The sequence below is a fragment of the Leifsonia poae genome (assembly GCF_020009625.1).
GTDB classification, from domain to species: domain Bacteria; phylum Actinomycetota; class Actinomycetes; order Actinomycetales; family Microbacteriaceae; genus Leifsonia; species Leifsonia poae_A.
The window spans coordinates 348,009-372,151 of the sequence record NZ_JAIHLP010000002.1; the positions used below are offsets into that span (position 1 = coordinate 348,009).

At 67.9% G+C, this 24,143-nt stretch carries 22 protein-coding genes and 1 tRNA gene; 20 read left to right on the forward strand and 3 right to left on the reverse strand.

Annotated features, from left to right (window positions below; all coding sequences use genetic code 11):
• Nucleotides 1–19: 19 nt before the first annotated feature.
• The 5 genes from K5L49_RS02375 (at nucleotide 20) to leuA (ending at nucleotide 8,146) form a co-directional block, all read left to right on the forward strand.
• Nucleotides 20–817 carry an ABC transporter ATP-binding protein gene (locus K5L49_RS02375; RefSeq protein WP_223690425.1) on the forward strand — a complete coding sequence of 266 codons (798 nt, stop codon included), beginning with the start codon at nucleotides 20–22 and terminating at the stop codon, nucleotides 815–817.
• A complete protein-coding gene (locus tag K5L49_RS02380; RefSeq protein ID WP_223690426.1) occupies nucleotides 814–2,265 on the forward strand; it encodes an ABC transporter permease in 1,452 nt (483 codons plus the stop codon). The genes K5L49_RS02375 and K5L49_RS02380 overlap by 4 nt, the downstream gene beginning before the upstream one ends.
• A gap of 138 nt (nucleotides 2,266–2,403) precedes the next feature.
• Nucleotides 2,404–3,690 carry an alpha/beta hydrolase gene (locus K5L49_RS02385; protein WP_223690427.1) on the forward strand — a complete coding sequence of 429 codons (1,287 nt, stop codon included), beginning with the start codon at nucleotides 2,404–2,406 and terminating at the stop codon, nucleotides 3,688–3,690.
• Nucleotides 3,687–6,218 (forward strand): bifunctional lysylphosphatidylglycerol flippase/synthetase MprF, encoded by a 2,532-nt coding sequence (locus K5L49_RS02390; protein WP_223690428.1) that lies wholly within the window; start codon nucleotides 3,687–3,689, stop codon nucleotides 6,216–6,218. Before K5L49_RS02385 ends, K5L49_RS02390 begins: the two co-directional genes overlap by 4 nt.
• Before the next feature lie 155 nt (nucleotides 6,219–6,373).
• Entirely contained in the window at nucleotides 6,374–8,146 is a 1,773-nt protein-coding gene (gene leuA / locus K5L49_RS02395) for a 2-isopropylmalate synthase (protein WP_223690429.1), read from the forward strand.
• A gap of 54 nt (nucleotides 8,147–8,200) precedes the next feature.
• Here the strand turns inward: leuA and K5L49_RS02400 are convergent, their stop codons facing one another.
• On the reverse strand, nucleotides 8,201–8,935 hold the full coding sequence (locus K5L49_RS02400) for a trimeric intracellular cation channel family protein (RefSeq protein ID WP_223690430.1): 735 nt from the start codon (nucleotides 8,933–8,935) through the stop codon (nucleotides 8,201–8,203).
• A 60-nt stretch (nucleotides 8,936–8,995) separates the two neighbouring features.
• On the opposite strand from K5L49_RS02400, the gene recO reads away from it, so the two are divergent.
• The 4 genes from recO to K5L49_RS19950 are packed head-to-tail and all read left to right on the forward strand — an operon-like array spanning nucleotide 8,996 to nucleotide 11,386.
• On the forward strand, nucleotides 8,996–9,736 hold the full coding sequence (gene recO / locus K5L49_RS02405) for a DNA repair protein RecO (protein WP_223690431.1): 741 nt from the start codon (nucleotides 8,996–8,998) through the stop codon (nucleotides 9,734–9,736).
• Nucleotides 9,733–10,542, forward strand: coding sequence for an isoprenyl transferase (locus K5L49_RS02410; protein ID WP_223690432.1), 810 nt, complete (start codon nucleotides 9,733–9,735; stop codon nucleotides 10,540–10,542). Before recO ends, K5L49_RS02410 begins: the two co-directional genes overlap by 4 nt.
• A 20-nt stretch (nucleotides 10,543–10,562) precedes the next feature.
• A complete protein-coding gene (locus K5L49_RS02415; protein ID WP_223690433.1) occupies nucleotides 10,563–11,267 on the forward strand; it encodes a DsbA family oxidoreductase in 705 nt (234 codons plus the stop codon).
• Nucleotides 11,264–11,386 (forward strand): hypothetical protein, encoded by a 123-nt coding sequence (locus tag K5L49_RS19950; RefSeq protein ID WP_263298797.1) that lies wholly within the window; start codon nucleotides 11,264–11,266, stop codon nucleotides 11,384–11,386. Before K5L49_RS02415 ends, K5L49_RS19950 begins: the two co-directional genes overlap by 4 nt.
• Here K5L49_RS19950 and K5L49_RS02420 read toward each other — a convergent pair.
• Nucleotides 11,383–11,748: a DUF559 domain-containing protein gene (locus K5L49_RS02420; RefSeq protein WP_223690434.1), complete on the reverse strand. Its 366-nt coding sequence runs from the start codon at nucleotides 11,746–11,748 to the stop codon at nucleotides 11,383–11,385. The two genes, K5L49_RS19950 and K5L49_RS02420, sit on opposite strands and share 4 nt — an antisense overlap.
• An 87-nt stretch (nucleotides 11,749–11,835) precedes the next feature.
• Between K5L49_RS02420 and K5L49_RS02425 the strand changes: the two genes are divergently transcribed.
• On the forward strand, nucleotides 11,836–12,366 hold the full coding sequence (locus tag K5L49_RS02425; RefSeq protein ID WP_223690435.1) for a hypothetical protein: 531 nt from the start codon (nucleotides 11,836–11,838) through the stop codon (nucleotides 12,364–12,366).
• A gap of 96 nt (nucleotides 12,367–12,462) precedes the next feature.
• Here the strand turns inward: K5L49_RS02425 and K5L49_RS02430 are convergent, their stop codons facing one another.
• On the reverse strand, nucleotides 12,463–12,981 hold the full coding sequence (locus tag K5L49_RS02430) for an aminoacyl-tRNA deacylase (protein WP_223690436.1): 519 nt from the start codon (nucleotides 12,979–12,981) through the stop codon (nucleotides 12,463–12,465).
• 33 nt (nucleotides 12,982–13,014) lie between these two features.
• Here K5L49_RS02430 and dusB point away from each other — a divergent pair, with 33 nt between their 5' ends.
• From dusB to K5L49_RS02480, 10 genes are all read left to right on the forward strand, one after another.
• Nucleotides 13,015–14,205: a tRNA dihydrouridine synthase DusB gene (gene dusB, locus K5L49_RS02435; RefSeq protein ID WP_223690437.1), complete on the forward strand. Its 1,191-nt coding sequence runs from the start codon at nucleotides 13,015–13,017 to the stop codon at nucleotides 14,203–14,205.
• The gene (locus K5L49_RS02440; RefSeq protein WP_374107669.1) at nucleotides 14,198–15,478 is read left to right on the forward strand and encodes a deoxyguanosinetriphosphate triphosphohydrolase; all 1,281 of its coding nucleotides are present in this window, start codon (nucleotides 14,198–14,200) and stop codon (nucleotides 15,476–15,478) included. The genes dusB and K5L49_RS02440 overlap by 8 nt, the downstream gene beginning before the upstream one ends.
• Nucleotides 15,479–15,549: 71 nt before the next feature.
• A complete protein-coding gene (locus K5L49_RS02445) occupies nucleotides 15,550–16,659 on the forward strand; it encodes a DUF4282 domain-containing protein (RefSeq protein ID WP_223690438.1) in 1,110 nt (369 codons plus the stop codon).
• Nucleotides 16,660–16,713: 54 nt separating this feature from the next.
• Nucleotides 16,714–18,549, forward strand: coding sequence for a DNA primase (gene dnaG / locus K5L49_RS02450; protein WP_223690439.1), 1,836 nt, complete (start codon nucleotides 16,714–16,716; stop codon nucleotides 18,547–18,549).
• A 119-nt stretch (nucleotides 18,550–18,668) separates the two neighbouring features.
• Complete coding sequence (locus tag K5L49_RS02455; RefSeq protein ID WP_223690440.1) at nucleotides 18,669–19,520, forward strand: ATP-binding cassette domain-containing protein; 852 nt, start codon at nucleotides 18,669–18,671, stop codon at nucleotides 19,518–19,520.
• Nucleotides 19,521–19,562: 42 nt separating this feature from the next.
• Nucleotides 19,563–20,594, forward strand: coding sequence for a D-isomer specific 2-hydroxyacid dehydrogenase family protein (locus tag K5L49_RS02460; protein WP_223690441.1), 1,032 nt, complete (start codon nucleotides 19,563–19,565; stop codon nucleotides 20,592–20,594).
• A gap of 82 nt (nucleotides 20,595–20,676) precedes the next feature.
• A tRNA-Asn gene (locus tag K5L49_RS02465) sits at nucleotides 20,677–20,749 on the forward strand.
• A 229-nt stretch (nucleotides 20,750–20,978) separates the two neighbouring features.
• A complete protein-coding gene (locus tag K5L49_RS02470) occupies nucleotides 20,979–21,539 on the forward strand; it encodes a hypothetical protein (protein ID WP_223690442.1) in 561 nt (186 codons plus the stop codon).
• On the forward strand, nucleotides 21,539–22,288 hold the full coding sequence (locus K5L49_RS02475; RefSeq protein ID WP_223690443.1) for a lytic murein transglycosylase: 750 nt from the start codon (nucleotides 21,539–21,541) through the stop codon (nucleotides 22,286–22,288). The genes K5L49_RS02470 and K5L49_RS02475 overlap by 1 nt, the downstream gene beginning before the upstream one ends.
• Nucleotides 22,285–24,045, forward strand: coding sequence for a serine/threonine-protein kinase (locus K5L49_RS02480; RefSeq protein WP_223690444.1), 1,761 nt, complete (start codon nucleotides 22,285–22,287; stop codon nucleotides 24,043–24,045). The genes K5L49_RS02475 and K5L49_RS02480 overlap by 4 nt, the downstream gene beginning before the upstream one ends.
• Nucleotides 24,046–24,143: the final 98 nt, after the last annotated feature.

The window sequence follows — 24,143 nt, forward strand, 5'->3', positions numbered from 1 at the left end:
GGGTCCGTAGCGTGGAGGCATGGACAACGCCACCAGCGAGACGATCCCCGCCCTCGAACCGGGCTCGACATCCACCGAAGGCCTCGTGGCCCGCGTGGTGGATGCCACGAAGTCCTACGGGACAGGCGCCGGACGGGTGAACGCGCTCGACGGCGTGACCCTCGGCATCCCGGCCGGTCGCTTCACGGCGATCATGGGACCGAGCGGTTCGGGCAAATCGACCCTCATGCACATCATGGCCGGGCTCGACACCGTCACCTCCGGCCAGGTCTGGCTGGGCGAGACAGAGATCACCGGTCTCGGCGACGCGGAGTTGACCATGCTCCGTCGTCGGCGCGTCGGGTTCGTGTTCCAGTCGTTCAACCTCGTGCCGACCCTGGATGTCGCGGCGAACATCCGTCTGCCGTTCGAGCTCGACGGGCGACGGCCCACGCGGACGCAGGGGGAGTGGATCGACCACCTCATCGAGTCGCTCGGCCTCACAAACCGGTTGCGCCACCGCCCCCACGAACTCTCCGGCGGTCAGCAGCAACGCGTCGCGATCGTGCGCGCGCTGGCCACCCGGCCCGACCTCATCTTCGCCGACGAGCCGACCGGCAACCTCGACTCCCGGACGGGGCGGGAAGTGCTCGGCTTGCTCGCGGAGGCGAGCCGGACGTACGGGCAGAGCATCGCCATGGTGACCCACGACCCGATCGCCGCCGGCTACGCCGATCGCATCGTGTTCCTCGCCGACGGAGCGGTGGTGGCGGAACGACCCCGCTCGACGCCGGAAGCGATCTCCAGCTACATGCTGGGGATGGAGCAGCACGCATGAACCGTCCGTTCTCCGCCTTCCGGGCGAATGCGCGGGACCACCGTGCCAGCATCCTCGTCGCGGCGCTCAGTTCGGCGTTCGGTGTCGCCCTGCTGTCGTCGACCGGGGTGCTGACCGCCTACATCTCGCACAGTGATGTGGCCGCACACGGCAGCGTGCTCGTCGCGTTGAGTGTCGTCGCCGTCATCTTCTTCATCATCGCCGTGTACGTCGGCGCCATCGTGACGACGAACACTTTCGCGACGATCATCGCCGGGCGCACCCGCACCATCGCCCTGTTGCGCCTCATCGGTTCCAGCGCGCGGGCCCAGCGGCGATCGGTCGCCTCCGAGGGGCTCGCCGTCGGCCTCCTCGGCGCCGTGCTCGGCGGCGCGGTGTCAGCGGCTCTCACGCTCGTCGCCGTGCGACTGTTCGTCGCGGCGGGTGTGTTGCCGGATGTGCTGTATCCCGTGATCACGCCCGTACTGCTCGCCCCGTTGGCGGTCGTCGTTTTCACGACCTGGTTGGCCTCCTGGGTGGGGAGCCGGCGGGTGCTCACCGTCACCCCGGTGCAGGCGCTGGGCGCTGCCGAGGAACGCCCGGCCGCGCAGGTCCGAGCGAGCCGGGGCCGCGTGGTCGTCGCCGTGCTACTGATGGTGGTGGGCGCCCTGCTACTGGTCTTCGGCCTGCTCCTCGGCCTGGGCGTCTTCGCCAGGCCGGCGGACTCGCTGCTGTCATCGTTGGGGCCGTACGGCGTGCTGATCGCGCTGCCGGGCGGCGTGCTGTCGTTCACCGGCGTCATCCTCGCCGCGCCGCTGTTCATGCCGGGCGTGCTCCGCGCCGTCGGGCTGTTGTTCGGCCGAGGCACCGCAGCTCGGCTCGCCGCAGCGAACGCGGTGCGCAATCCGGAGCGCAGTTCGCGCACCACGATCGGGCTCGTGATCGGTGTGACATTGATCACGATGTTCGTCGTCGCCTCGCAGTCGTACCTTCAGATGATCCAACGCGCGCAGGAGAGCGAACCGGGCCTCTACGGCGGAGTGGACGGCGTGCTCACGGTGACGATGGCGGTCTTCACCGTGCTGATCGGCTTCTCCGCCGTCATCGCCGCGGTCGGGGTGGTGAACAGCCTCTCGCTCAGCGTGCTGCAGCGGCGGCGGGAGCTCGGCCTGCTGCGAGCTCTGGGTTTCAGCGCCGGCCAGGTGCGTCGGATGATCCTCGCCGAGAGCGCGCAGCTCACCTTTGCCGCGATCGTCACCGGCCTCATGCTGGGAACGCTTTACGGGTGGATCGGTGCACAGTCTCTACTGGGAGCCATCCCGGGCGGAGGGCTTCTGGTTCCCGAACTGCCGTGGCCGTTCCTTGGACTGGTGATCCTCGCCGCGGCAATCCTCGCCGTGACGGCTTCGGTCGCCCCCACCCGAAGGGCGACCGCTGTGGCACCGGTCGCAGCCCTGGCGGTCGATTAGGCGATCCTTCCGACGAGCCGTTCGCTTCCTAGGAATTGCCTGAACGGCCCCGTCACCTCAGCTTGAGACCGGCTGAGTATCCAATAATGGTGCGTCGGCCATGCCGTCGCATTGAAAGGACCCGCCCTGAACTGGCTCATGACCCTGCGCATCGATCAGCGCCCGTTCCTCATCACGGTGGACGTGCTGGTCTCGCTTCTCGCGCTGTACCTCCTCATCCGCCCGACCGTCCGTCGGATGCTGGCGGGGATCTCGGCCGTGGTGATCGGTGCGCTGCTCGGCCTGTTCGTGATCTGGCTGTTCGGCGATGTCATGGACGTGTTCGGAGTCGAGCTGACACCGGTGACCCGGATGTGGACGGCCATCGGTTTCGCCGGACTCGCCCTCGCGCTCGTCAACCTCTTCCGCTCGCGGTGGTGGCGGAAGGTGATCGCCGTTCTGAGCATCCCCGTGTTCCTCATTGCAGCGGGTGCCGGAATCAATGTGGACTTCGGCGCTTACCGAAACCTCGATGACGCCCTCGGTGTCGTGCCGTACAAAGCGCTGACGATCCACAGCGAACGCGGCGAAGTGGCGAACATCGGCACCGATTACGAGAAGACCTGGACGCCCCCGGCGAGCGTTCCGGCACGCGGTGAGATCGGAACGGTGCGCATCCCGGCGACGACCTCGGGATTCCCCGCTCGCAAGGCCATCGTCTACCTTCCGCCGGCGGCGCTGACAGCCGCCCCTCCCGTTCTCCCGGTGCTGTACGCGTTCGCAGGCCAGCCCGGCGCGCCCGCCGATGTGTTCACGGCAGGGCACATCGCCACGACGATGGACCAGTATGCGGCGAAGCACGGCGGTATCGCGCCGATCGTGGTGGCGGCGGATCAGCTCGGCGGAGCCGGCCGCAACCCGATGTGCGTCGATTCGGCGGCGTTCGGCAAGTCGGCCACTTACCTCCTGAAAGACGTGCCGGCGTGGATCAAGGCGCATTTCCGGGTCAGCAGCGACCCGGCCGCCTGGAGTGTCTTCGGCTACTCGCAGGGGGCGACCTGCGCCGTGCAATTCGCTACAGGACACCCCGACCAGTTCGGGTCGGCGCTGGCTTCATCCAGCGAACTCGGCCCGACACTCGGCGCAGAATCGACCACCGTGACCAAGGGGTTCGGCGGCTCGAAGAAGGCCTACGAGGCCGCCCAGCCCGCAGCGCTGATGAAGGCCGGTGCTCCGTTCACGAACACGCTCATCGTGTTCGGCGTCGGACAGGACGATGCGAAATATCTCGCCTTCGCCAAAACACTCGACGCAGAGGCGCGGGCCGCCGGCATCACCTCCGACCTTCTGGTCTCTCCGGGTTCCGCCCATGACTGGAACACGGTGCGCTACACCCTCGTGCACGGCTTCCCGCTCATCGCGGCCCATCTAGGATTGCGCTCGTGAGCGACGAAACTCCTGCGGTCGAGCCCCGCCGGCCAGGACGCGTGGCCGCCGGGGCCAGACGCGCCCTCCGGCTCGTTGTCGCGCATCCCTTCACCGCCACGATCACGGTGGTCATCCTGGTTCTCGCCCTGGTCACCGGGCCGATCCATGGCCCGCACCGGCCGCTGCGCATCTGGCTGGGAACAGGGCCCGGACCGCTGCTCGACGGCCACTGGTGGACACCGATCACCTCGGTGATCTTCACCGACAGCCTGGGTGAACTGATCGTGGCACTCGCGCTCACGGTCCTTCTCGTCGGGGCCGCGGAGCACCTGATGGGGTGGTGGCGCACGGCCGTGTCGTTCTTCGTCACCTCCGTTCTCGGCATCGTCGTGGGTGTGGGGGTGCAGCTTCTCGCATCCCAGACCGGTGAGATGTGGGCGCGCAATGTTCACAACCTCGTCGTGCTCGACGTGTTCACCGCGATCGGCGGCACGATCATGGCTGCGAGCGCTTTCGCGAGCGCGCTGTGGCGACGGCGCATCCGGGTGCTCACCGTGCTCGTCGCACTGGTCTTCGTGCTCTACTCCGGATTGCCGTCCGATGTCTATCGGATGCTCGCCGTGCTCTTCGGATTGGCGCTGGGCGTGCTGTTGCGGCCCACCGCGAAACTCGGCGGATGGGTTCGCAGCTCCCACCACGAGATCCGGGTGCTGCTCGCCTCGGCTGTGTCAATCACAGCGATCGGGCCGGTGATCGGGCTGCTCACCAAATCGCGCTATGGTCTTCTCTCGCCGATCGGCCTGCTGTTCAGCAACGACGTTCCCGACCGCGGCTCGCTGCTGGAGCGCTGCCAGGCGTTCGCGGTGACCAGGCAGTGCCTCCACGATCTGACCATCGAGCGCATCAACGGCATCGGGCCGATCCTCGTCTCGGTGCTCCCGCTGTTGGTACTGCTCGTCGCGGCGTACGGATTGCTCCGCGGAAGCCGGTTCGCCGTGTGGCTCGCCGTGGCCGTCAACGTCATGCTCGCCGTTCTGTCGGCGCTGTACTTCGGACTGCTGCCGTTGGCGGGCGTCTCCACCCATCCGCATTTCGCCGCCCGCTACTGGGAAGTGACCGCGATGCTGGCGCTCTCGGCTCTGCTGCCGTTGGCGATCGCCATCGTGCTGATCGCGCTGCGGCAGCACTTCCCGGTGCGGCCTTCGACGCGAGCGGTCGTTCGGTACGTGGTCACCATCGTCGTTACCGGCGTCGTCTTGGCGCTCCTGTACATCGCGGTCGGATATCTGCAGCGCAACTCGGGCTACACGCGCCCGATCGACCTCGGGGACCTACTGGGCGACGTGCTCGAGCGGTTCATCCCGGTCAACTTCCTGCGCCGCGAGCCGGTCAGCTACCTGCCGACCTCCCCGCTCGGGGTCGCCCTTTACCGCAACATCGGCACGATCTTCTGGCTCGTGGTGATGATCGCGGCGATCCCCGTGATGCGCGGGCGCGGGTTCCGTCGTGATACCAGCGACGCGACACGCGTGCGCGACCTCCTCGAGCGAGGCGGGGGAGACGCCATCTCGTTCATGGCCACCTGGTCGGGGAACAGCTATTGGTTCGATCCGGCCGACGGTCGCGCGATCGCCTACCGCGTCGTGGGACGCATTGCGATCACAACCGGCGGTCCGTTCGGCGCACCGCCTCCGCACGACCGCACGATCGACCGGTTCGCCCGGTTCTGCGACGACAACGGATGGATCCCGGTCTACTACAGCGTCGACGCCGACCTGCAGCCGGTCTTCGACGAGATGGGCTGGTCGACGATGGTGGTAGCGGAGGAGACCGTGATCCGCCCGCAGCAGTGGGCGACCACCGGCAAGAAGTGGCAAGACGTGCGAACCTCCATCAATCGGGCGCAGCGGGCAGGCATCCGTGCGGAATGGACGACCTACCAGGCGCTCCCGCTGACCTCGGCCGTGCAGCTCTCCGACATCTCCGAGCAGTGGGTGGCCGAGAAGGACCTGCCCGAGATGGGCTTCACCCTCGGCGGTCTCGACGAACTGCGCGACCCGGCCGTCGGCCTCATGCTCGCGGTCGACGAGAACGGTCGCATCGAGGCCGTCACGAGCTGGCTCCCCACCTACCGCAACGGTCTGGTCGTGGGGTGGACGCTCGACTTCATGCGGCGCCGGCCGGGAAGCATCAACGGTGTGATGGAGTTCCTCATCGCCGAATCCGCCACCCGGATGCGCGACGAGGGCGTGGAGTTCATGAGCCTCTCGGCCGCTCCGCTCGCGCACACCGCCGAGGGCGGCCCCGAGACGGAACGCTCCGGAATGGACCGCACGCTCGGCTTCCTCAGCGCCTCGCTCGAACCGGTCTACGGCTTCCGGTCGCTGCTCAAGTTCAAACGCAAGTTCCAGCCCGAACTGCATCCGCTGATCATGGCCTACCCGGATCCGGTCGCCCTTCCGGCCATCGGGGTCGCGCTGGCCCGCGCTTACCTGCCTCAGCTCTCTGTGCGCCAGGCGGCGAATCTCGTGAGGGGCCGCGGATGAGGCTCGCGGCGGCCGGCACGGGCTTGCGTGGTAAGCTCAACCCTGTGTTCGGTCTGCTCCTTCTTAGCTGCCGCGACGAGTCCTAGTTCTGGGCCTCCCTCGTCGCGGAGTTCGTCGTCGGCTCTCCACCACACCTCGCGAGGAGATTTCAGACCATGAAGAACACACAGGCGCCGAGCGCCATGCCGATCCACAAGTACCGTCCGTTCCACGAGCAGATCCGGGTGGAACTGCCCGATCGCACATGGCCCGACAACCGCATTACGCAGGCGCCCCGCTGGTGCGCTGTCGACCTGCGTGACGGAAACCAGGCCCTCATCGATCCGATGAGCCCCGAGCGCAAACGCATCATGTTCGACCTGCTGGTGCGCATGGGCTACAAAGAGATCGAGGTCGGGTTCCCGAGCGCGAGCCAGACCGACTTCGACTTCGTCCGCAGCCTCATCGAAGAGAACGCGATTCCCGACGACGTCACCATCCAGGTTCTCACCCAGGCCCGCGAGCACCTGATCAAGCGCACCTACGAGTCGCTGGTGGGCGCCAGGCAGGCCATCGTGCACCTGTACAACTCCACGAGCATCCTGCAGCGCGACGTCGTGTTCCGCACCGACCGCCAAGGCATCATCGACATCGCACTGTCTGGCGCCCGCCTCTGCCGCCAGATGGAGGCGCTGGTTCCGGGAACCACGATCTATTACGAATACTCGCCCGAGAGCTACACCGGAACCGAGCTCGATTTCGCCGTCGACATCTGCAACCAGGTCATCGAGGTCTTCGAGCCGACCCCCGAGCGCAAGGTCATCGTCAACCTGCCGGCCACGGTCGAGATGGCGACCCCGAACGTCTACGCCGACTCGATCGAGTGGATGTCGCGCCATTTGGCCCACCGCGAGAACGTCATCCTGTCGTTGCACCCGCACAACGACCGCGGCACCGCCGTCGCGGCGGCCGAGCTGGGCTACATGGCCGGCGCCGACCGCATCGAGGGCTGCCTGTTCGGCAATGGCGAGCGCACCGGCAACGTCGACCTGGTGACCCTGGGCGTCAACCTGTTCACCCAGGGCATCGACCCGCAAATCGACTTCAGCGACATCGACGGGATCAAGCGCACGGTCGAGCACTGCAACCAGCTGCCGGTGCACGAGCGCAGCCCGTGGGGCGGCGACCTGGTGTTCACCGCCTTCAGCGGCTCGCACCAGGACGCGATCAAGAAGGGCTTCGAGGCGATGGCTGCCGAGGCCGCCGAAACCGGCAAGGAGGTCGACGACCTCGTGTGGGCGGTGCCGTACCTGCCGGTCGATCCGAAGGACCTGGGCCGCAGCTACGAGGCCGTCATCCGCGTCAACTCGCAGTCGGGCAAGGGCGGCGTCGCCTACCTGCTGAAGACCGACCACGCGCTCGACCTGCCGCGCAAGCTGCAGATCGAGTTCTCCGGCGTCGTGCAGGCCAAGACCGACGAAGAGGGCGGCGAAGTCTCCAGCGACGACATCTGGGCGATCTTCCAAGACGAGTACCTTCCGGCGCCGGTCGACGAGACCGAGAACAAGTGGGGCCGGTTCGAGCTGGGCAGCACGAGCACGTCGAACGAGTCGGGCGACGAGGTCGACCTCACCGTCACTCTTCGCGACGGTGACACCGTGGCGAAGGCGACGGGTCGCGGAAACGGACCGATCGCCGCGTTCCTCGACGTGCTGCACGGCCACGGCGTGAATGTGCACCTCTACGACTACTCCCAGCACACGCTGTCGGCCAGCGAATCCGCCTATGCGGCCGCCTACGTCGAACTGGATGTGGAAGGCCAGCGTCTGTGGGGCGTCGGGATCGATGCCGATACGACGACCGCTTCCTTCAAGGCTGTCGTGTCCGCCGTGAACCGTGCCGTGCGCGCGGTCGAGTCGGCCAACACGAGCGACCTCGTCTCCGCCTGAACCCGCTGAAGAGAAACGCCCCGGACCGCACGGTCCGGGGCGTTTCTGCATTGCTCAATCGGGTTTGTCGAGCTTGTACCGCGGGATCGAACCGGTCTCCGTGCGTTCGGTGGCCGTGCGGCGCGGGATGCGCGGCCAGCGCGGGCGAGGAATGCGGCTGAGTTCCCGCTGCTCCGGAAGGCTCCAGCCGAAGCGAACGGCGAGGAGCCGGATGATGAGGGTGACGGCCACACAGACGATCGCCGCGACGCCGATCGGAACCCGCAGATCGACGAGCAGGACGAGCACGATGGTTCCGCCGCCGGCGGCCACCGCATAGAGAGAGCCGACATGCATGAGAGCGATCGGCAGGTTGAGCAGCATATCGCGCAGAATGGAGCCGCCCACGGCGGAGACCACGCCGACGAACACGGCCGGCACCTCGGGAAGGCCGAGCGAGAGCGCCTTCGTGGCGCCGATGGCGCCGAACAGCCCGATCGTCAGAGCGTCGAGCAGCGTGATCAGAGGATCGAGCCGCCGGAACAGCCGAACCAGCAGCATCCCGAGCAGCGCGGCGACGACCGTCATCGGTAGATACCAATTGGATTGCAGCGCCACCGGGCGGGTCACGAGGAGCAGATCGCGCAGCAGTCCACCCCCCACGCCGGTGGCCACACCGATGATCGCGACACCCAGGAGGTCGAGACGACGGTCACGGAAACCGGAGGCGAACATGGCCCCCTGGAGGCTGCCGACACCCACGGCGACGAGGTCGATCCACAAGGGGATCGTGAAGGCCGAGGTGCTCATACGTCACTTGTACCATGCGCGGCTGATCCGCATTGTCGGCGTGACGCGGGATAATCGGGTGTGCCCGTTTACCGTGATGAAGCCGTCGTGCTGCGCACCCACAAATTGGGTGAAGCCGACCGCATCGTCACGCTGCTCACGCGGCAGCACGGCAAGGTGCGAGCGGTCGCGAAAGGGGTGCGGCGCACGGCGTCGAAGTTCGGTGCCCGGCTGGAGCCGTTCATGGTCGCCGATGTGCAGCTCTACGAGGGCCGCAGCCTCGACGTGGTGACGCAGGCCGAGTCGCTCGGCTCGTACGGTGCCGCGATCGCGGAAGACTACGCGAGCTACACCGCCGCCAACGCCATGGTCGAGACCGCCGATCGCGTAACGGAGTCCGAGTCATCGCTGCAGCAGTACCTGCTGCTGGTCGGCGCACTCCGGTCGCTGTCGAAGCTGGAGCACGGGGCGGCACTGACCCTCGACTCCTACCTCCTCCGGGCGCTCTCGCTGGCCGGATGGGCGCCCAGCTTCCTCGACTGCGCTCGTTGCGGCGCGCCCGGCCCGCACCTGTCGCTCGTCGTCCAGTTGGGCGGCGTCGTCTGCGCAGACTGTGCACCGCAGGGCGCGCCCCGGCTCGACACGGCCACCATCGATCTGCTCGGCGCCCTGCTGACCGGCGACTGGGCGGCGGCGGAGCGGACCGACGACTCCACGCAGTCCAAGGCCAGCGGCGTCGTCGCCGCGTACACCCAATGGCACCTGGAGCGCGGCCTGCGCTCGCTCCAGCACGTGCAGCACGAACGGAGAGCAGGCGCATGAGCCCCAAGCCGTACACGCACCGGGATGCGGTCGAGTTCCGCCCTGTCGACTGGACCGGGGTGTATCCGCCCGAGATCCCGCGCGCGGCCGTGCCCGAGCATGTCGCGATCGTGATGGACGGCAACGGACGCTGGGCGAACACGCGTGGACTCACCCGCATCGAAGGGCACCGGGCCGGAGAGGCGGCCCTGCTTGATGTGGTGGCCGGCGCCATCCAGATCGGGGTCAAGCATCTGAGCGTCTACGCCTTCTCCACAGAGAACTGGAAGCGCTCGCCCGACGAGGTGCGGTTTCTGATGGGGTTCAATCGCGACGTGCTGCATCGGCGGCGCGATCAGCTGAACGAGTGGGGCGTGCGAGTCCGCTGGGCTGGGCGCAAGCCGCGGTTGTGGTCATCGGTGATCAAAGAGCTGCAGTTCGCCGAACGCCTCACAGCCGGCAACGATGTGCTCACCCTGACCATGTGCGTGAACTATGGCGGACGAACCGAGATCGCGGATGCGGTGCGCGCAATCGCCGACGAGGTGGCCGCCGGCCGACTCAAACCGTCAGCGGTGACCGAGAAGACCATCCGGCGCCACCTCTACGCGCCCGAGATGCCCGATGTCGACCTGTTCGTGCGCAGCTCGGGGGAGCAGCGCACGAGCAACTTTCTGCTCTGGCAGAGTGCCTACGCCGAGATGGTGTTCCTCGATACTCTCTGGCCCGACTTCTCCCGTGCCGACCTCTGGCGCGCGGTCGAGCTGTTCGCCTCCCGCAACCGGCGATTCGGGGGAGCGGTGGATGCGCCGGGAATGCCCGCGTGATGCCGGATGTTGCCCCTCACGTGAGTGAACCCATCAAGATCGACATCTGGTCCGATATCGCCTGCCCGTGGTGCTATATCGGCAAACGCAAGTTCGAAGCGGGAAGCGGTGAGTTCGAGCAGAACGGCGAGGAACGCGCCGTCGAGATCGAATACCACTCCTTCGAGCTCTCTCCGGACACCCCCGTCGACTTCGACGGAAGCGAGATCGACTTCCTTGCCGGACACAAGGGGATGCAGGCCTCCCAGGTGACCCAGATGCTGGAGCGCGTCACCGGCATCGCGTCCTCTGTCGGACTCGACTACGACTTCGACAGCCTCAAGCACACGAACACCGTCAAAGCCCATGAGCTGCTGCACTTCGCGAAGACACAGGGCAAGCAGCTCGAACTGTCGGAGAGGCTGTTCAAGGCCTACTTCACCGAGGGCCGTCACATCGGTCGGATCGCCGACCTCGCCGACCTCGCGGCGGAGGTCGGGCTCGACCGCGCCGCCGCGGTCACCGCGCTCCAATCCGAACAGTTCCTCTCGGATGTGCGAGCCGACCAGTCCCTGGCGCAGGAGTATGGCATCCAGGGCGTCCCCTTCTTCGTCATCGACGGGCGCTACGGCGTCTCGGGTGCGCAGGATGCGTCGACTTTCGCCCAGGTGCTGGAGCAGGTCTGGACCGAGCGCGCCGACGCGGATGGTGTCGCCGGTTCGGAGCAGTCAGGGGTGCACGCATGACCGCCAAGCCCGGGTTGATCCCGCTCGGCGACGCGAACGCCGTGGTCTGCGATGGTGACGTCTGCGTCGTCCCGGGTGCGGACGCGACCCCCGGCTCCACAGCCACCCCGACCGTCTAGTTGGCACGAATCGCCGTGCCGTCGCCGAACGGCACGGCAATTCGTGACGACTCATACGGCGATGCCAAGGTGAGACGGATGCGCCGCGTCGCCTCGGCTGCGTTGTTGCGCATGTGGGTGCTGTTGAGGCGCAGAACACGCCACCCCAGCCGTTCGATGCGCCAGAGGCGGTCCACATCCTTCGTGTACTGGTCGGCGTCGGTTCGGTGATGGTCACCGTCGTACTCGACGACGACGCCATGCGTGCGGTAGACGAGGTCACCGAAGGCGACGAAGGAGCCGCTTTCGTCGAGGATCACGGCGTTCACCTCTGGCTCGGGCAGACCGGCACGGGCGATCGCGAGTCGCAGGAGAGACTCCATCGGCGAGTCGGTTCTCGGTCGGATGAGGCGGAGCGCCTCATCCAGCCGTCGTACTCCCGGACGATTCGTCGCTGACGCAATGGCAGCATGCACGTCTTCCTCCGTCGCAAGGGGGTTCTGGCGCCGGAGGAGCGCATCGCCGGCCTGCACCACGGCATCGACGGTGAGCATCGAGGCGAGTTCGCACCAGACCTCGACCGCGTCCGGCACGGGAAGCGTTGCGACATCGACGATCCGTGCCGGGTCGATGCGGAGCTGGTGGCCGGCAACGCCCCGCCTTCGCGGTGCGCGGTGCGGCGGAATGACGGAGACATGCATCGTCGGGTCTGCGGCGACAGCCGCCGGCAGTGGCAGACCGTGAATTCGTGCTGCCGTCGTGTGACTGAAGAAGTGATCGGCGCCCATCACCGTCTGCAGGGCGGCACATCGATCGAGGAATCCGCGGTCGCCGGCCGGAAGTCGGGTTCCATGGAACGGGCGGTCGAGGTCGGCGCGGCGGAGTCTGGAGTGTGGAATCCCTGCATCCAGCGCCTGCGCGGTTGCGAAGGGACGCGCTCGGAACTCGGCTGGAAGGGGGCGGGCGTTCGGCATCCGCACACCCTGCCACGAATCCGTTGACGTCTGTCGACGTTATCCACAGCCCCTGAAGGAGTTGTCACGAATTGCCGTGCCGTCGCCGAACGGCACGGCAATGAGTGACAACTCGTGTGAGGGTTACTCCGGGTCGGTGATGTCGGCGACGGTCGCGTCGAATGCCGAGATGAGGTCGTCGGCCTCGACGAAGAGGGAGTATCCGTGCTCGCCGGCGCCCATGGCGAGGCTGCGACCGGCGACCGACTGGTCGGCGACGACTGGCCAGGCGGTCGTGCTGCCGAAAGGTGTGATCGTCCCGCGCTCGTACCCCGTGGCCGAGAGCGCGACGGCGGCATCGGGAAGTTGGAGCTTGTTCACACTGAGGAGTCCGCGCAGTTTCGGCCAGGAGATCTTTCGGCCGCCGGGCACAAGCGCGAAGAGGAACGTTCCGTCGCTGCGTTTTACCACCAGTGTCTTGACGATCCCGGAGGGCTCGATCCCGAGCAGAGCGGCGGCCTCCTGCAGGTTGCCGGCCGCGGGGCGTTCGACGATCCGGACGCTCACTCCGCGACGCGCGGCGTCGGCTTCGGCCCGGGCACGACCGCCCTCCACAGGCGAGCCGTTGCTCGGAGTCTCCACAGCATCCGTGCTCTCGGTCATGGTTCACCGTGCTTTCTGGGAGAATCGAGTGAGATGTCTACTACTGCAACGATAAGCCACGCACCCCAGCTGACCATCGGTCCGCTGGCACTCGACGTGCCCGTCGTGCTGGCCCCAATGGCCGGCATCACGAACACCGCCTTCCGGCGACTCTGCCGGGAGTTCGGGGCGGGTCTCTATGTGAGTGAAATGATCACGTCGCGAGCCCTGGTCGAGCGCACGCCCGAGTCGCTCCGTCTGATCACGCATCATGCCTCGGAGACGCCGCGCTCCATCCAGCTCTACGGGGTCGACCCGAAAACGGTGTCCGAGGCGGTCACCATGCTGGTCGCCGAAGACCGGGCAGACCACATCGACCTCAACTTCGGCTGCCCAGTGCCGAAAGTCACGCGCAAGGGCGGAGGGGCGGCGCTCCCGTGGAAGCTCGGGCTGTTCCGCGAGATCGTCGAGGGGGCCGTCAAGGCAGCCGGCGACGTGCCGCTCACGATCAAGATGCGCAAGGGGATCGACGGCGACCATCTGACCTACCTCGAGGCCGCTCGTGCGGCTGAGGGGGCCGGTGTCGCATCGATCGCCCTGCACGCGCGCACAGCCGCCGAGTTCTACTCCGGCCACGCGGACTGGTCAGCCATCGCGAAGCTCAAAGAAACGATCACCGGAACGCCGGTGCTCGGCAACGGAGACATCTGGTCCGCGTCCGACGCTCTGCGCATGGTCGACGAGACGGGATGCGACGGTGTGGTCGTCGGTCGCGGCTGCCTCGGCCGTCCGTGGCTGTTCGGCGATCTCGCCGCGGCCTTCCGCGCCCGTTCGGGCGAGATCACCGCCGCTGAGGCGCAACGTGCGCAGGCACATCCCACACTCGGTCAGGTCGCGCGCACGTTCCGGCGCCACGCCGAACTGCTCGTCGAGTTCTTCGACAGCGAAGAGCGCGGCTGCCGCGACATCCGCAAGCATGTCGCCTGGTACTTCAAGGGCTACCCGGTCGGGGGCGATCTGCGGGCGAGCCTGGCGACGGTCGACACCCTCGCCCACCTGGACGATCTGCTCGCCACTCTCGACTGGGAGCAGGAATACCCGGGGGAGGCCGCCGAGGGCCAACGCGGTCGTGCGGGTTCGCCCAAACGCCCCGCCCTGCCGGAAGGCTGGCTCGCCAGCCGCGATCTCGACGGCTATCAGCGCGCCGAGATCGCCGAAGCGGAGGTGCACAACAGTGGTGGCTGAGCAGACGGTGGCAGTTGGAGCGGGCCTACCCGCGGGCGAGTACAGCGTGCACGACCGGGAACGGTGGCTCCCGGAACAGCACTCGAGCCGACGCAGCGATTTCGCTCGCGACCGCGCGCGGCTGCTGCATTCGAGCGCCCTTCGGCGTCTCGCGGCCAAGACCCAGGTGCTCTCGCCGACCGCCGGCATCGATTTTGCACGCAACCGCCTCACCCATTCGCTCGAGGTGGCGCAGGTCGGGCGTGAACTCGCCACGAGCCTCGGGCTCGACCCCGATATCGTCGACACCGCCTGCCTCGCACACGACATCGGGCATCCGCCCTTCGGGCACAACGGCGAGCGCGCGCTCAACACCTGGGCCGCTGACATCGGCGGATTCGAGGGCAACGCGCAGACGCTCCGGCTGCTCGCACGGCTGGAGCCGAAAGTCTTCGGCCCCGACGGTCGGGTCTACGGTCTCAACCTCACCCGGGCCAGCCTCGACGCCAGCTGTAAATATCCGTGGCCCTCCACGTCGTCGGTCGCCGATCCCAGCGGACGGGCGAAATACGGTTTCTACGCCGACGACACGCCGGTCTTCGAGTGGCTGCGGGCCGGAGCACCCGAGCGCGTGCGCTGCATCGAAGCGCAGGTCATGGATCTCTCCGACGACATCGCCTACTCCGTTCACGATTTTGAGGATGCGGTCGTCAACGGGTACATCGACGTTGCGGCACTGGGCAGCCGGGTCGATCACGACGACCTCGTTCGGTCGATGTACGAATGGATCGGAGGCGAGTTCACCCACGACGAGCTGATCGCGGCATTCGACCGTCTCGACAACCTCGACGTCTGGCTCGACGGCTGGGACGGCAGTCGCCGCTCGCAGGCACGGCTCAAGAACCTGACCAGCCAGCTGATCGGCCGATTCGCGGGTGCGGCCATCCATGCCACCCGGCAGGGGGCGACAGGGGCGACCCTCGTCCGATTCGGGGCCGACGTCGTCGTGCCCCCCGGCATCCAGGCGGAGATCGCTGTTCTCAAAGGCATCGTCGCCACGTTCGTGATGTCGCGCAACACCCGCCAACCGATCTACGCCCAACAGCGGCAGATCCTCACCACGCTGGCCGACGCGCTCTACGCGGATGCGCCGCAGCACCTCGATGCCGGCTTCGCCGAGGATTGGCACGACGCGGAGAACGATGTCGCCCGCAAACGGGTGATCGTGGATCAGGTCGCGAGCCTCACGGATCAGTCGGCTCTCAGCTGGTACGAACGTCTCGTACGACAATGAGTTCGCCGAACGGGGTTGAAAGCCCCGGCCCACTGCAGAATGCTGGAAGTCTCGGCGATCGGGAGGAAAAGATGAGCACCCCACAACCACCGGTGAACGGCGACGAGCCGACGCACGCGGACGAACCGGCCACGCCGGTCAAGCGCGCGCCGACCCGGACAGCCGGCAAGACGGCGGGTGGGGGAGCAGGGGGCGCCGCCTCATCGACCGGGAAGACGCGACCGAAATCCACCCCCGCCGGACCTGCCAAACCCGCCACGGCAGCGTCGAAAACGACGGCAGCCAAGGGCGCCCCCACGGCAGCGGGAGCGGCAGCGACCGAGGTTCCAGCGGCAAAGGTTCCAGCGGCAAAGGTTCCGGCGGCGAAGGTACCAGCGTCCAAGGCACCGGCCACCAAGCCGGCGAAGACCACGTCTGCAGCGACGAAGGCGGCGGCCGCCTCCGCGACGAATGCGGCTCCCGCGGTGAAGTCAGCAACACGTCGGGCGGCCAACAAGAGCACACCGCCGCCTGAGGAGTTCCTCGGCGACGAGCCAAGCATCCTCGAGAACGCTCTGGCAGCCCACAACACGTCGCTGCAGCGGTCCGCCGCGGCCGAGAGCGCGACTCCCGGCAAAGTCGCCGGCCCGGGCACCGCCGCTACGCCGACGGAGGAAGGTGCGGTCTCAGCGTCGGTTACAGAGCCCACAGAGCCCACGGAGCCCACAGGGCCCGCAGAGCCCACAGCATCCGAGACGCTTACCGCAAGCGCGACCGTCACGGCGACTGTGACTGCGGCGCCGACAGAGGAGTTCGCCGACGCCGATACCGACGCCGGCACCGTCGCCAGTTCGCCTCGCAGCGTGACCGACTTCGCCGAACGGCTCGACGACACCCGGTTCTTCTCGTCGCTGTTCGACTTCACGTTCACGAGCTACGTGACGCGCAAGCTCGCCGGGCCCGTGTACGTGGTCGGTCTGGTCCTCATCGGCCTGAGCACGCTGCTCTCGCTGGTGTACAGCCTGGTGATCGCCCTCGCCACGCATTCGTTCCTCGGCGCTTTCGTCTTCCTATTCGGCCTGATCATCACGCTCGTCGGCGCAATGCTCGCCGTTCTGCTGCTACGGGTGGGCATCGAAGTGTTCGTCGCCATCATCGAGATCGCACAGAACACCCGAGGGCGCAAACGGCCCCGCCCCTAGGCTGAAGCCCCGCGCCCCGTCCGGTGACGTCGGGAGTTCACTAGAATCGAAAGCATGGCCGGCCGGATTCGACAGAACGACATCGAAGAGGTCAAAGCTCGCACAAACATCGCCGACATCATCGGTGACTATGTGAGCCTCAAATCGGCCGGAGTGGGCGCGCTCAAAGGACTGTGCCCGTTCCACGACGAGAAGAGCCCCAGCTTCCAGGTGCGCCCCGGCGTCGGCCGCTACCACTGCTTCGGCTGCGGCGAAGGCGGCGACGTCTACGAGTTCCTGCAGAAACTCGACCATGTGTCGTTCACCGAGGCCGTCGAGCGACTCGCCGCACGGATCGGGTTCGGCCTCCACTACGAAGAGGGCGGGGGACCGACGGAGCACGGCAACCGCGCCCGCATCCTCGCCGCCAACGGCGCCGCCGAAGAGTTCTTCCGCTCCAAGCTGGGGGCGCCCGAAGCGGAGATCGGCCGGCGCTTCCTCGGCGAACGCGGATTCGACTCGATGGCCGCCACCATGTTCGGTGTCGGTTTCGCGCCCAAAAGCTGGGATGAGCTCACCAAGCACCTGCGAGGCAAAGGGTTCACGGTCGAAGAGCTGAGCACGGCCGGTCTCGTGTCCCAGGGCGATCGGGGCGTTTACGATCGTTTCCGCGGCCGGCTCATCTGGCCCATCCGCGACCTGACCGGCCAGACGATCGGGTTCGGCGCGCGCCGCCTGCTCGACGACGATAAGGGGCCCAAGTACCTCAATACGCCGGAGACCCCGGTCTACAAGAAGGCCCAAGTGCTCTACGGGCTCGACCTCGCGAAGCGTGAAGTTTCACGGCTCGATCAGGTCGTCGTCGTCGAGGGGTACACCGACGTGATGGCCTGTCATCTGGCCGGCATCACGACGGCGGTCGCCACCTGCGGAACCGCGTTCGGCGTCGACCACATCAAGGTGATCCGGCGGGTCATGGGCGACGACAATAGCAAAGGCTCGGTCATCTTCACCTTCGACCCGGATGCGGCAGGCCAGAAGGCGGCCGCTCGTGCGTTCGGCGAGGAGCAGCGCTTCTCGGCGCAGACGTATGTCGCGGTCGGACCGGACGGGCTCGACCCGTGCGATCTTCGGCTGATGAAGGGCGACGACGCCGTGCGGCGGATGATCGACGCCAAGAAGCCGATGTTCGAATTCATGATCCGCCAGGTCGTCGAACGGTACGACCTGAACACAGTTGAAGGCCGAACCTCTGCGATGCGCGGAGGCGCGCCGATCGTCGCGACCATCCGCGATCCCGCTTCGCAGAACGGTTACGCCCGTGAGCTCGCTCGGCTCTCGGGCGCCGATCTGCAGGACACCCTTCGTGCGGTGCAGTCCGCCCGCCGCGGGGAGCGGCCCGCGACCGCGGGTCGGGCGACGACGCTCACGGAGGAACGTCCCGTCGTCGGCATGGTCGAGATCCCGAACGATCCCGTCTCGCGCACGGAACGCGAGACGCTCATGGTGCTGCTTCAGCTGCCGTCGGAGGTGGGCACGGAACGGGCTGCCCGCGTGGTGCAGGTCCCCTTCAGTAATCCGTCGCTCGGCGTCGTGAAAGATGCGATCGGCAGCCAATTGGCTTCGCTCACCGAGCCGGGCTGGGTGGATCGCATCGCCGCCGAAGTGCCGCCGCCGTTCGCTCCGCTCGTCAACGAGTTGAGCGTCGCCTCGGTGCCTCAAGCTCAAACCGGGGACCTCACGGCGTACGCGCGTTCGGTGGCGGGTGCGCTGATCGAACGCGACCTGCTGCGGGAGAAGGCCGAACTGCAGCTGCGTCTGCGACGCACCGACGATCCGGCCGCTGCGCGCGCGCTCAGCCAGGCGATGATGCAGATCGAAGCCGAGCGTCGACGCTTGCGCGAGGAGTAGCGGTTTCGCGCACACCTCGGTGACCGTCGGGGCCGCTTGCCGTGCCTCCGCGATCGAACAGGCCGACCGGCGGGGGAAGCTCCGCGCTTTGCACTCGGAGAGCGCCTAGTGTCGTAGGTGTGAGTTCTGTCCCCGCCATCGCTGTCAACGACCTGTCCGTCGAGTATCCGTCGCGGGGCGCTAGCGCCTCCTGTGTCGCCTTGCGAGGCGTCAGTTTCCGCGTGGAAGCGGGGGAGGTGCTCGGGATCCTCGGGGAGACCGGATCGGGCAAGTCGACACTGGCGGCTGTGCTGGCGGGCCAGAGCCTTCCGTTGCGGGCCTCGGAACCGGGCCCGCGAATCAGCGGGGGAGACGCCACCGTGCTCGGGCATTCGCTGCGTAAAGCCCGTCGGCGCGACCTCGCGGAGGTGACCTTTCATGTCGGCTATCTGGCGCAGGATGCTGCGAACACCCTCGAGCCGTCGCTGACCATCTCCGAGAACGTGTCGCTCCCCATCATCGAACGTGACGAGCACTACAGTCGCCGCGCGGCGGGGGAGCGGGCGGCGACCATGCTCGACACCGTCCATCTGCCCCTGAGCGTGCTCAGCAAGTATCCCTACGAGCTCAGCGCCGGCCAGCGGCAGCGGGTGGCACTCGCCCGGGCGCTCGTGCTCGGTCCCTCGGTGCTGGTCGCCGACGAACCCACGGCCGGCATCGATGCCACCGTTCGGGATGCGGTCATCGATCTCCTGGGTCAGCTGAAGGACCATGTCGGCTTCTCGGCCGTTCTGGTGAGCCACGATCTGTCGGTGCTGAGGCGGGCGACGACGAACTCGCTCGTGCTCCACACCGGACGCGTCGTCGGCTACGGGCCGATCGAGGAGGTGCTCGCGGCTCCCGAGCATCCGTTCGTCGCCGGGCTCGCCCGTGCTCTGAAACCGCCGCAGCGCCGCACGGAACGCCGGCCGCAGCACACCTCCACCGATTAGGCGTCCGCGTCACCGCCGGCCGAACCGAGAAAGAGTCCTGCCATGACAACGAGAACCCCAAGTACGCCGCCTGCCTCTCGCGCGGGCGGCCAGCACCGCGCCGTGCTCGCCGCCGATGCCGACCCCATCCCGACGGCGCGGCGTCCCGAGCCGGGCCCGATCGCCATCCTCCCGCGGCCCAACCAGACGTTCGTCGACGCGGTGGTCGCCGGTGGCGGCACGGTCGCCGAACTCTCCGATGAGACCCGGGGCGTCGTCTGGCTGTCGTACAAAGACGCCGCCGCCTTCTCGCCGATCCTGGAAGCCCATCCGGGTATCGGCTGGGTGCAGCTGCCCTATGCGGGCGTCGACGCCTTCGCCGACATCCTCGACACGGAGTCCCGCCCCGGTCTTCTCTGGACGAGCGCCAAAGGGGCGTATGCCGAGCCGGTCGCCGAACACGCTCTCGCCCTCACGCTCGCGCTGTTGCGGGTGCTGCCCAAACGGGCGGTGGCCACCAGCTGGAGCACTGTTCAGGAGGGGCGCTCGCTCTACGGCCTGAATGTCGTCATCGTCGGCGCCGGCGGGATCGCGCTCGAACTCATCCGGCTCCTTCAGCCGTTCGACACGGAGATCACGATCGTGCGCCGCTCCAGCGAACCGGTGGACGGTGCGCATCGCACGGTCACGGCCGATGCCCTTCACACGGTGCTCCCGGACGCCGACGTCGTGGTGATCGCGGCCGCGCTCACGGGCGGAACGCGACACCTGTTCGGTGCTGAGGAGTTCGCCCTCATGAAACACACGGCCTCCCTCGTGAACATCGCCCGGGGCGGGCTCGTCGACACCGACGCACTGGTGGAGGCGCTCGCCTCGGGAATGATCGCCAGCGCCGGACTCGATGTGACCGATCCTGAGCCTCTGCCAGACGACCACCCGCTCTGGCGGGAACCGCGGTGCCTCATCACGCCTCACCAGGCGGACACTCCCGAGATGACGGCTCCGTTGCTGGCCGAGCGTATCCGGCTCAATGTGCAGGCGTTCCTCGGGGATGGGCGGTTCGTGGGCGTCGTCGACCCGGCGAAAGGCTACTGATCGGCTGCGACGCGCGCGGATGTCCGCCCCGATTTTCGCGGCCACGGATTCCTTGCTACAGTAGCTACGCTGATTCAAGCATTCCTCGATAGCTCAATTGGCAGAGCAGCCGGCTGTTAACCGGCAGGTTCTTGGTTCGAGTCCAAGTCGGGGAGCACTGAGAAACCCCCGAACTCCACACAGAGTTCGGGGGTTTTTCGCGTCCTCGGTCGTTCATGCCGATTCGGGCATATCTGAAAGACCCCACAGAATGGGGGTCCCTCGGCCACCCCGCGTTCCCCTTCCCGTCGCCGTTCGTACACCTACGTACCCGAGCGTTTGGCTGACGGAACGCCGTGAGCACACAACCCGAGTGCAGGCCCGTCCTCACCCTGAAGGCCCGCCATGCCCGCGATCCCCCGAATCGTGTTCTCGACATTCCGTTCCGAGGCCGACCCGATGTACCTCGCTTGGTCGCGATTCCTGCAGTCGATCCAGGCCTCGTCGAAACGGGCCTCACGCGTCGCCGAGGTCCGCCTGGAGTCCCCGAGCGTGCGCCGGCCCCTTGCGATGTCTTCTCGTGCCGCCCAGGGGCGGATCGTCTCGCCCGGCACATTCGGCATCTGGCGGATTCTCGCGTCGAACAACCGGGAACTCGGCCGGAGCGCCTTGGCTTACACGACCCTCGACTCCGCTCGGGCCCACGTGCAGGCTCTGCGGGGATCGACCGACGCACTCTCGATCACCGTCGTCAACGGAAACTCGACAGGCAAACACGGGTGGTACATGACAATGAAGGGGAGTCCCGTGCTCACCTGCGGTCGCTGGTACGGCGCCTCGGCCTCCAGTTCCGAGGCGGCTCTGGCAACGATCGAGGCGCTGCGCGACGGCGAGATCGAGGCGTTCGCCCGGTCGATCACGCCGCCGCGGCGGAACGCCCCGATCGTGGATGACTGCGTCTGGTGATGCGGAGGGTTCTCTGGGGCGTGGCCCTGGCGGTCGTGCTGATCGGCGGCGTGATGTATGCGTCGACACCGGCTGCGGAGGGACACGGCTGGTCGGTTCCGCTGGCGGAGGCCACAGAGGCCACGCCCGTTGGTCCGGCCGACGAACCCGCTTCCACGACGTCGGATGAGCGCGCCAAGCCTTCGAACAACGATCGTGTGTCGGCAGAGTGGAGTTCGGCCGTGTCCGCCCGCACCGGTATCCCCGTGCGAGCAGTGCGCGCCTACGCCGGGGCAGCGCGCGCGGCAGCGGCAACGACACCGGCGTGCCATCTCGGTTGGACCACGATCGCCGCGCTCGGCGAGATCGAGTCGCACCATGGAGCGTTCGGTGGTTCCCGCTTGGGGGCGGACGGTGTCGTGCGCCCAGGAATTCTGGGACCCCGGCTCAACGGTGACGGCTACGACGCGGTCACCGACACCGACGGCGGGGTGCTCGACGGCGATGTCCGTCACGACCGCGCGGTGGGCCCGCTTCAGTTCCTTCCCTCCTCGTGGGCGACCTGGGGCGCTGACGGGAACGGAGACCGTGTGGCCGACCCGCAGCAGCTCGACGATGCAGCCCTGGCCGCAGCCGGTTACCTCTGTCACAGTGGCGATCTGTCGATGGCGGAACGGTGGCGCGCTGCGATCTACTCCTACAACCACCTCGACAGCTATGTCGAGCGAGTCGCCGCGACGGCCAACGCCTACGCCCGCGAGGCGTCGTGAGCGAAGCGACACGGCCGGAGCTCGTCGGCGGTCGGTTCGCACTGGCCGGTCTGCTCGGCTCCGGCGCGACAGCCTCCGTGTTCGCAGCGACGGATACGGCCGGCGGTGACCGCCTCGTCGCGATCAAGATGCTGCACCCGCATCTGACGTCGACCGAAGCGGAACGTCGGGCCTTCTTCGGCGAGGCGGAGCGCGCATCCCTCGTGTCGCATCCCTCGGTGCCGAGGGTGCTGGCGACCGGCGTGGACGAGGTCGGGCGAGACCAGTACGCCTGGATCGCGACCGAGTTCGCCGCCGGCACGACGATGGCCGAACTCGTCGCACGCGGGCCGCTGGCTGCTGTCGACGCGCTGGCGGTCGTCACGGCCCTGCTCGACGGTGTCGCGGCCATCCACGCGACCGGACTCGCCCACCGCGATCTGGCACCCCAGAACATCGTGATCACTGAGGACGGCGCGGTGCGCATCCTCGACTTCGGGCTCTCCGAGACGCCCGGGTCGCCGGCGACCAGTTCGGATGTGCTGCGCTCACGGCCCGACGACGCCGGGCGTCTTGTGCTCGGCAGTGCGAACTACCTCTCGCCCGAGCACGCCCGCGGTGACGCCGTCGACGAGCGAAGCGACCTGTACCAGATCGCCGGGCTGCTCCATTTCCTGCTCACGGGTCGCCCGCCGTTCCCACGGGCGACGGTGGCGGCCGTTCTGGATGCGCATCGCAGCGCTCCTCCGCCGGTTCCCTCGGTGCTCGACTCGCGCATTCCGCGCAGCGTCGACCGCATCGTCGTGCGCGGGATGCTGAAGCAGCCACCGGCAAGGTACGGCTCGGCCGAAGAGATGGCGGCGGCCGTGGCTGAGGCCGCGGCCGGGCTGGCGGCGCGCGACGCGACGGCGAGCACACCGGTTTCGTTCACGATATCGATGCCGCCGGCCAGGTCGGAGGCGACGGCGCTCATCCCGTCGGTCGGCGGAACAGCACTGCCGGTGAGACGCCCCGGCGCGGGCCCGCTCGATCCGAGGCGGCCCCAGCCCACTCGCTCATCCGCGACGGCGGCGGATTCTCGGAGCGCCACCGCGCCGATGTCTGCGGCGAGCGCCCGGCCCGCCAAACGCTCGGCGGCGATCGTCGTGGCCACCTCGCTCGCCGTCGTCGCGACGATCTGGCTGATCGCGGCGAACGCCGTGACCGGCGGGGAAGCGCCGCTGGCACCGGCGAGCGCCGACCCGGTGACCGCAGTGGCTACGGGCACGCCCACGCCGAGCGCACAGCTTCCCGTGGCGCCCTCGGCGGCGCCACCGGCTGCCTCGCGGGTTCCGACGATCATCGGGCTGGGGCGCGGCGAGGCCCTCCGCCGGATCACCGCGGCGGGGCTGGCGGTTGGCGCGATCGCCGAGCAGGATGGGCCGGCGCCGCGGGGCCTCGTGCTCGCCTCGGCGCCCGAGGCCGGAACCGAGACGGTTGCGGGCGCACAGGTCGATCTGACGATCGCCTCCGGTTTCAGCGATGTTCCCGAGGTGCGTGGCCGCGCGGTCGCCTCCGCCGGCGGAGTGGTCGTGACGGCCGGTTTCAGTGTTGCCGAGCGAACGGTCGTCGACTCCACCGTCCCCGACGGCACCGTGATCGGCTCGGAGCCGGCGGTGGGCACCCGCCTGGCGCTCGGCGAGGTCGTCGTGATCGTCATCACCCGGCTGCTGCCCGCCCCACCGGCCACGTCCGGCCCGACGGGAACGCCGTCCCCTGCTCCGTCGAGGACGCCGTGACGCGGCCCGCCGTGACGCAGCCCGCCGTGACGCCACCCGCTATGACGTTTCTGGGATGCACCGCCTTCACTCCACGGACCCCTCGCGTTCACCTCCGC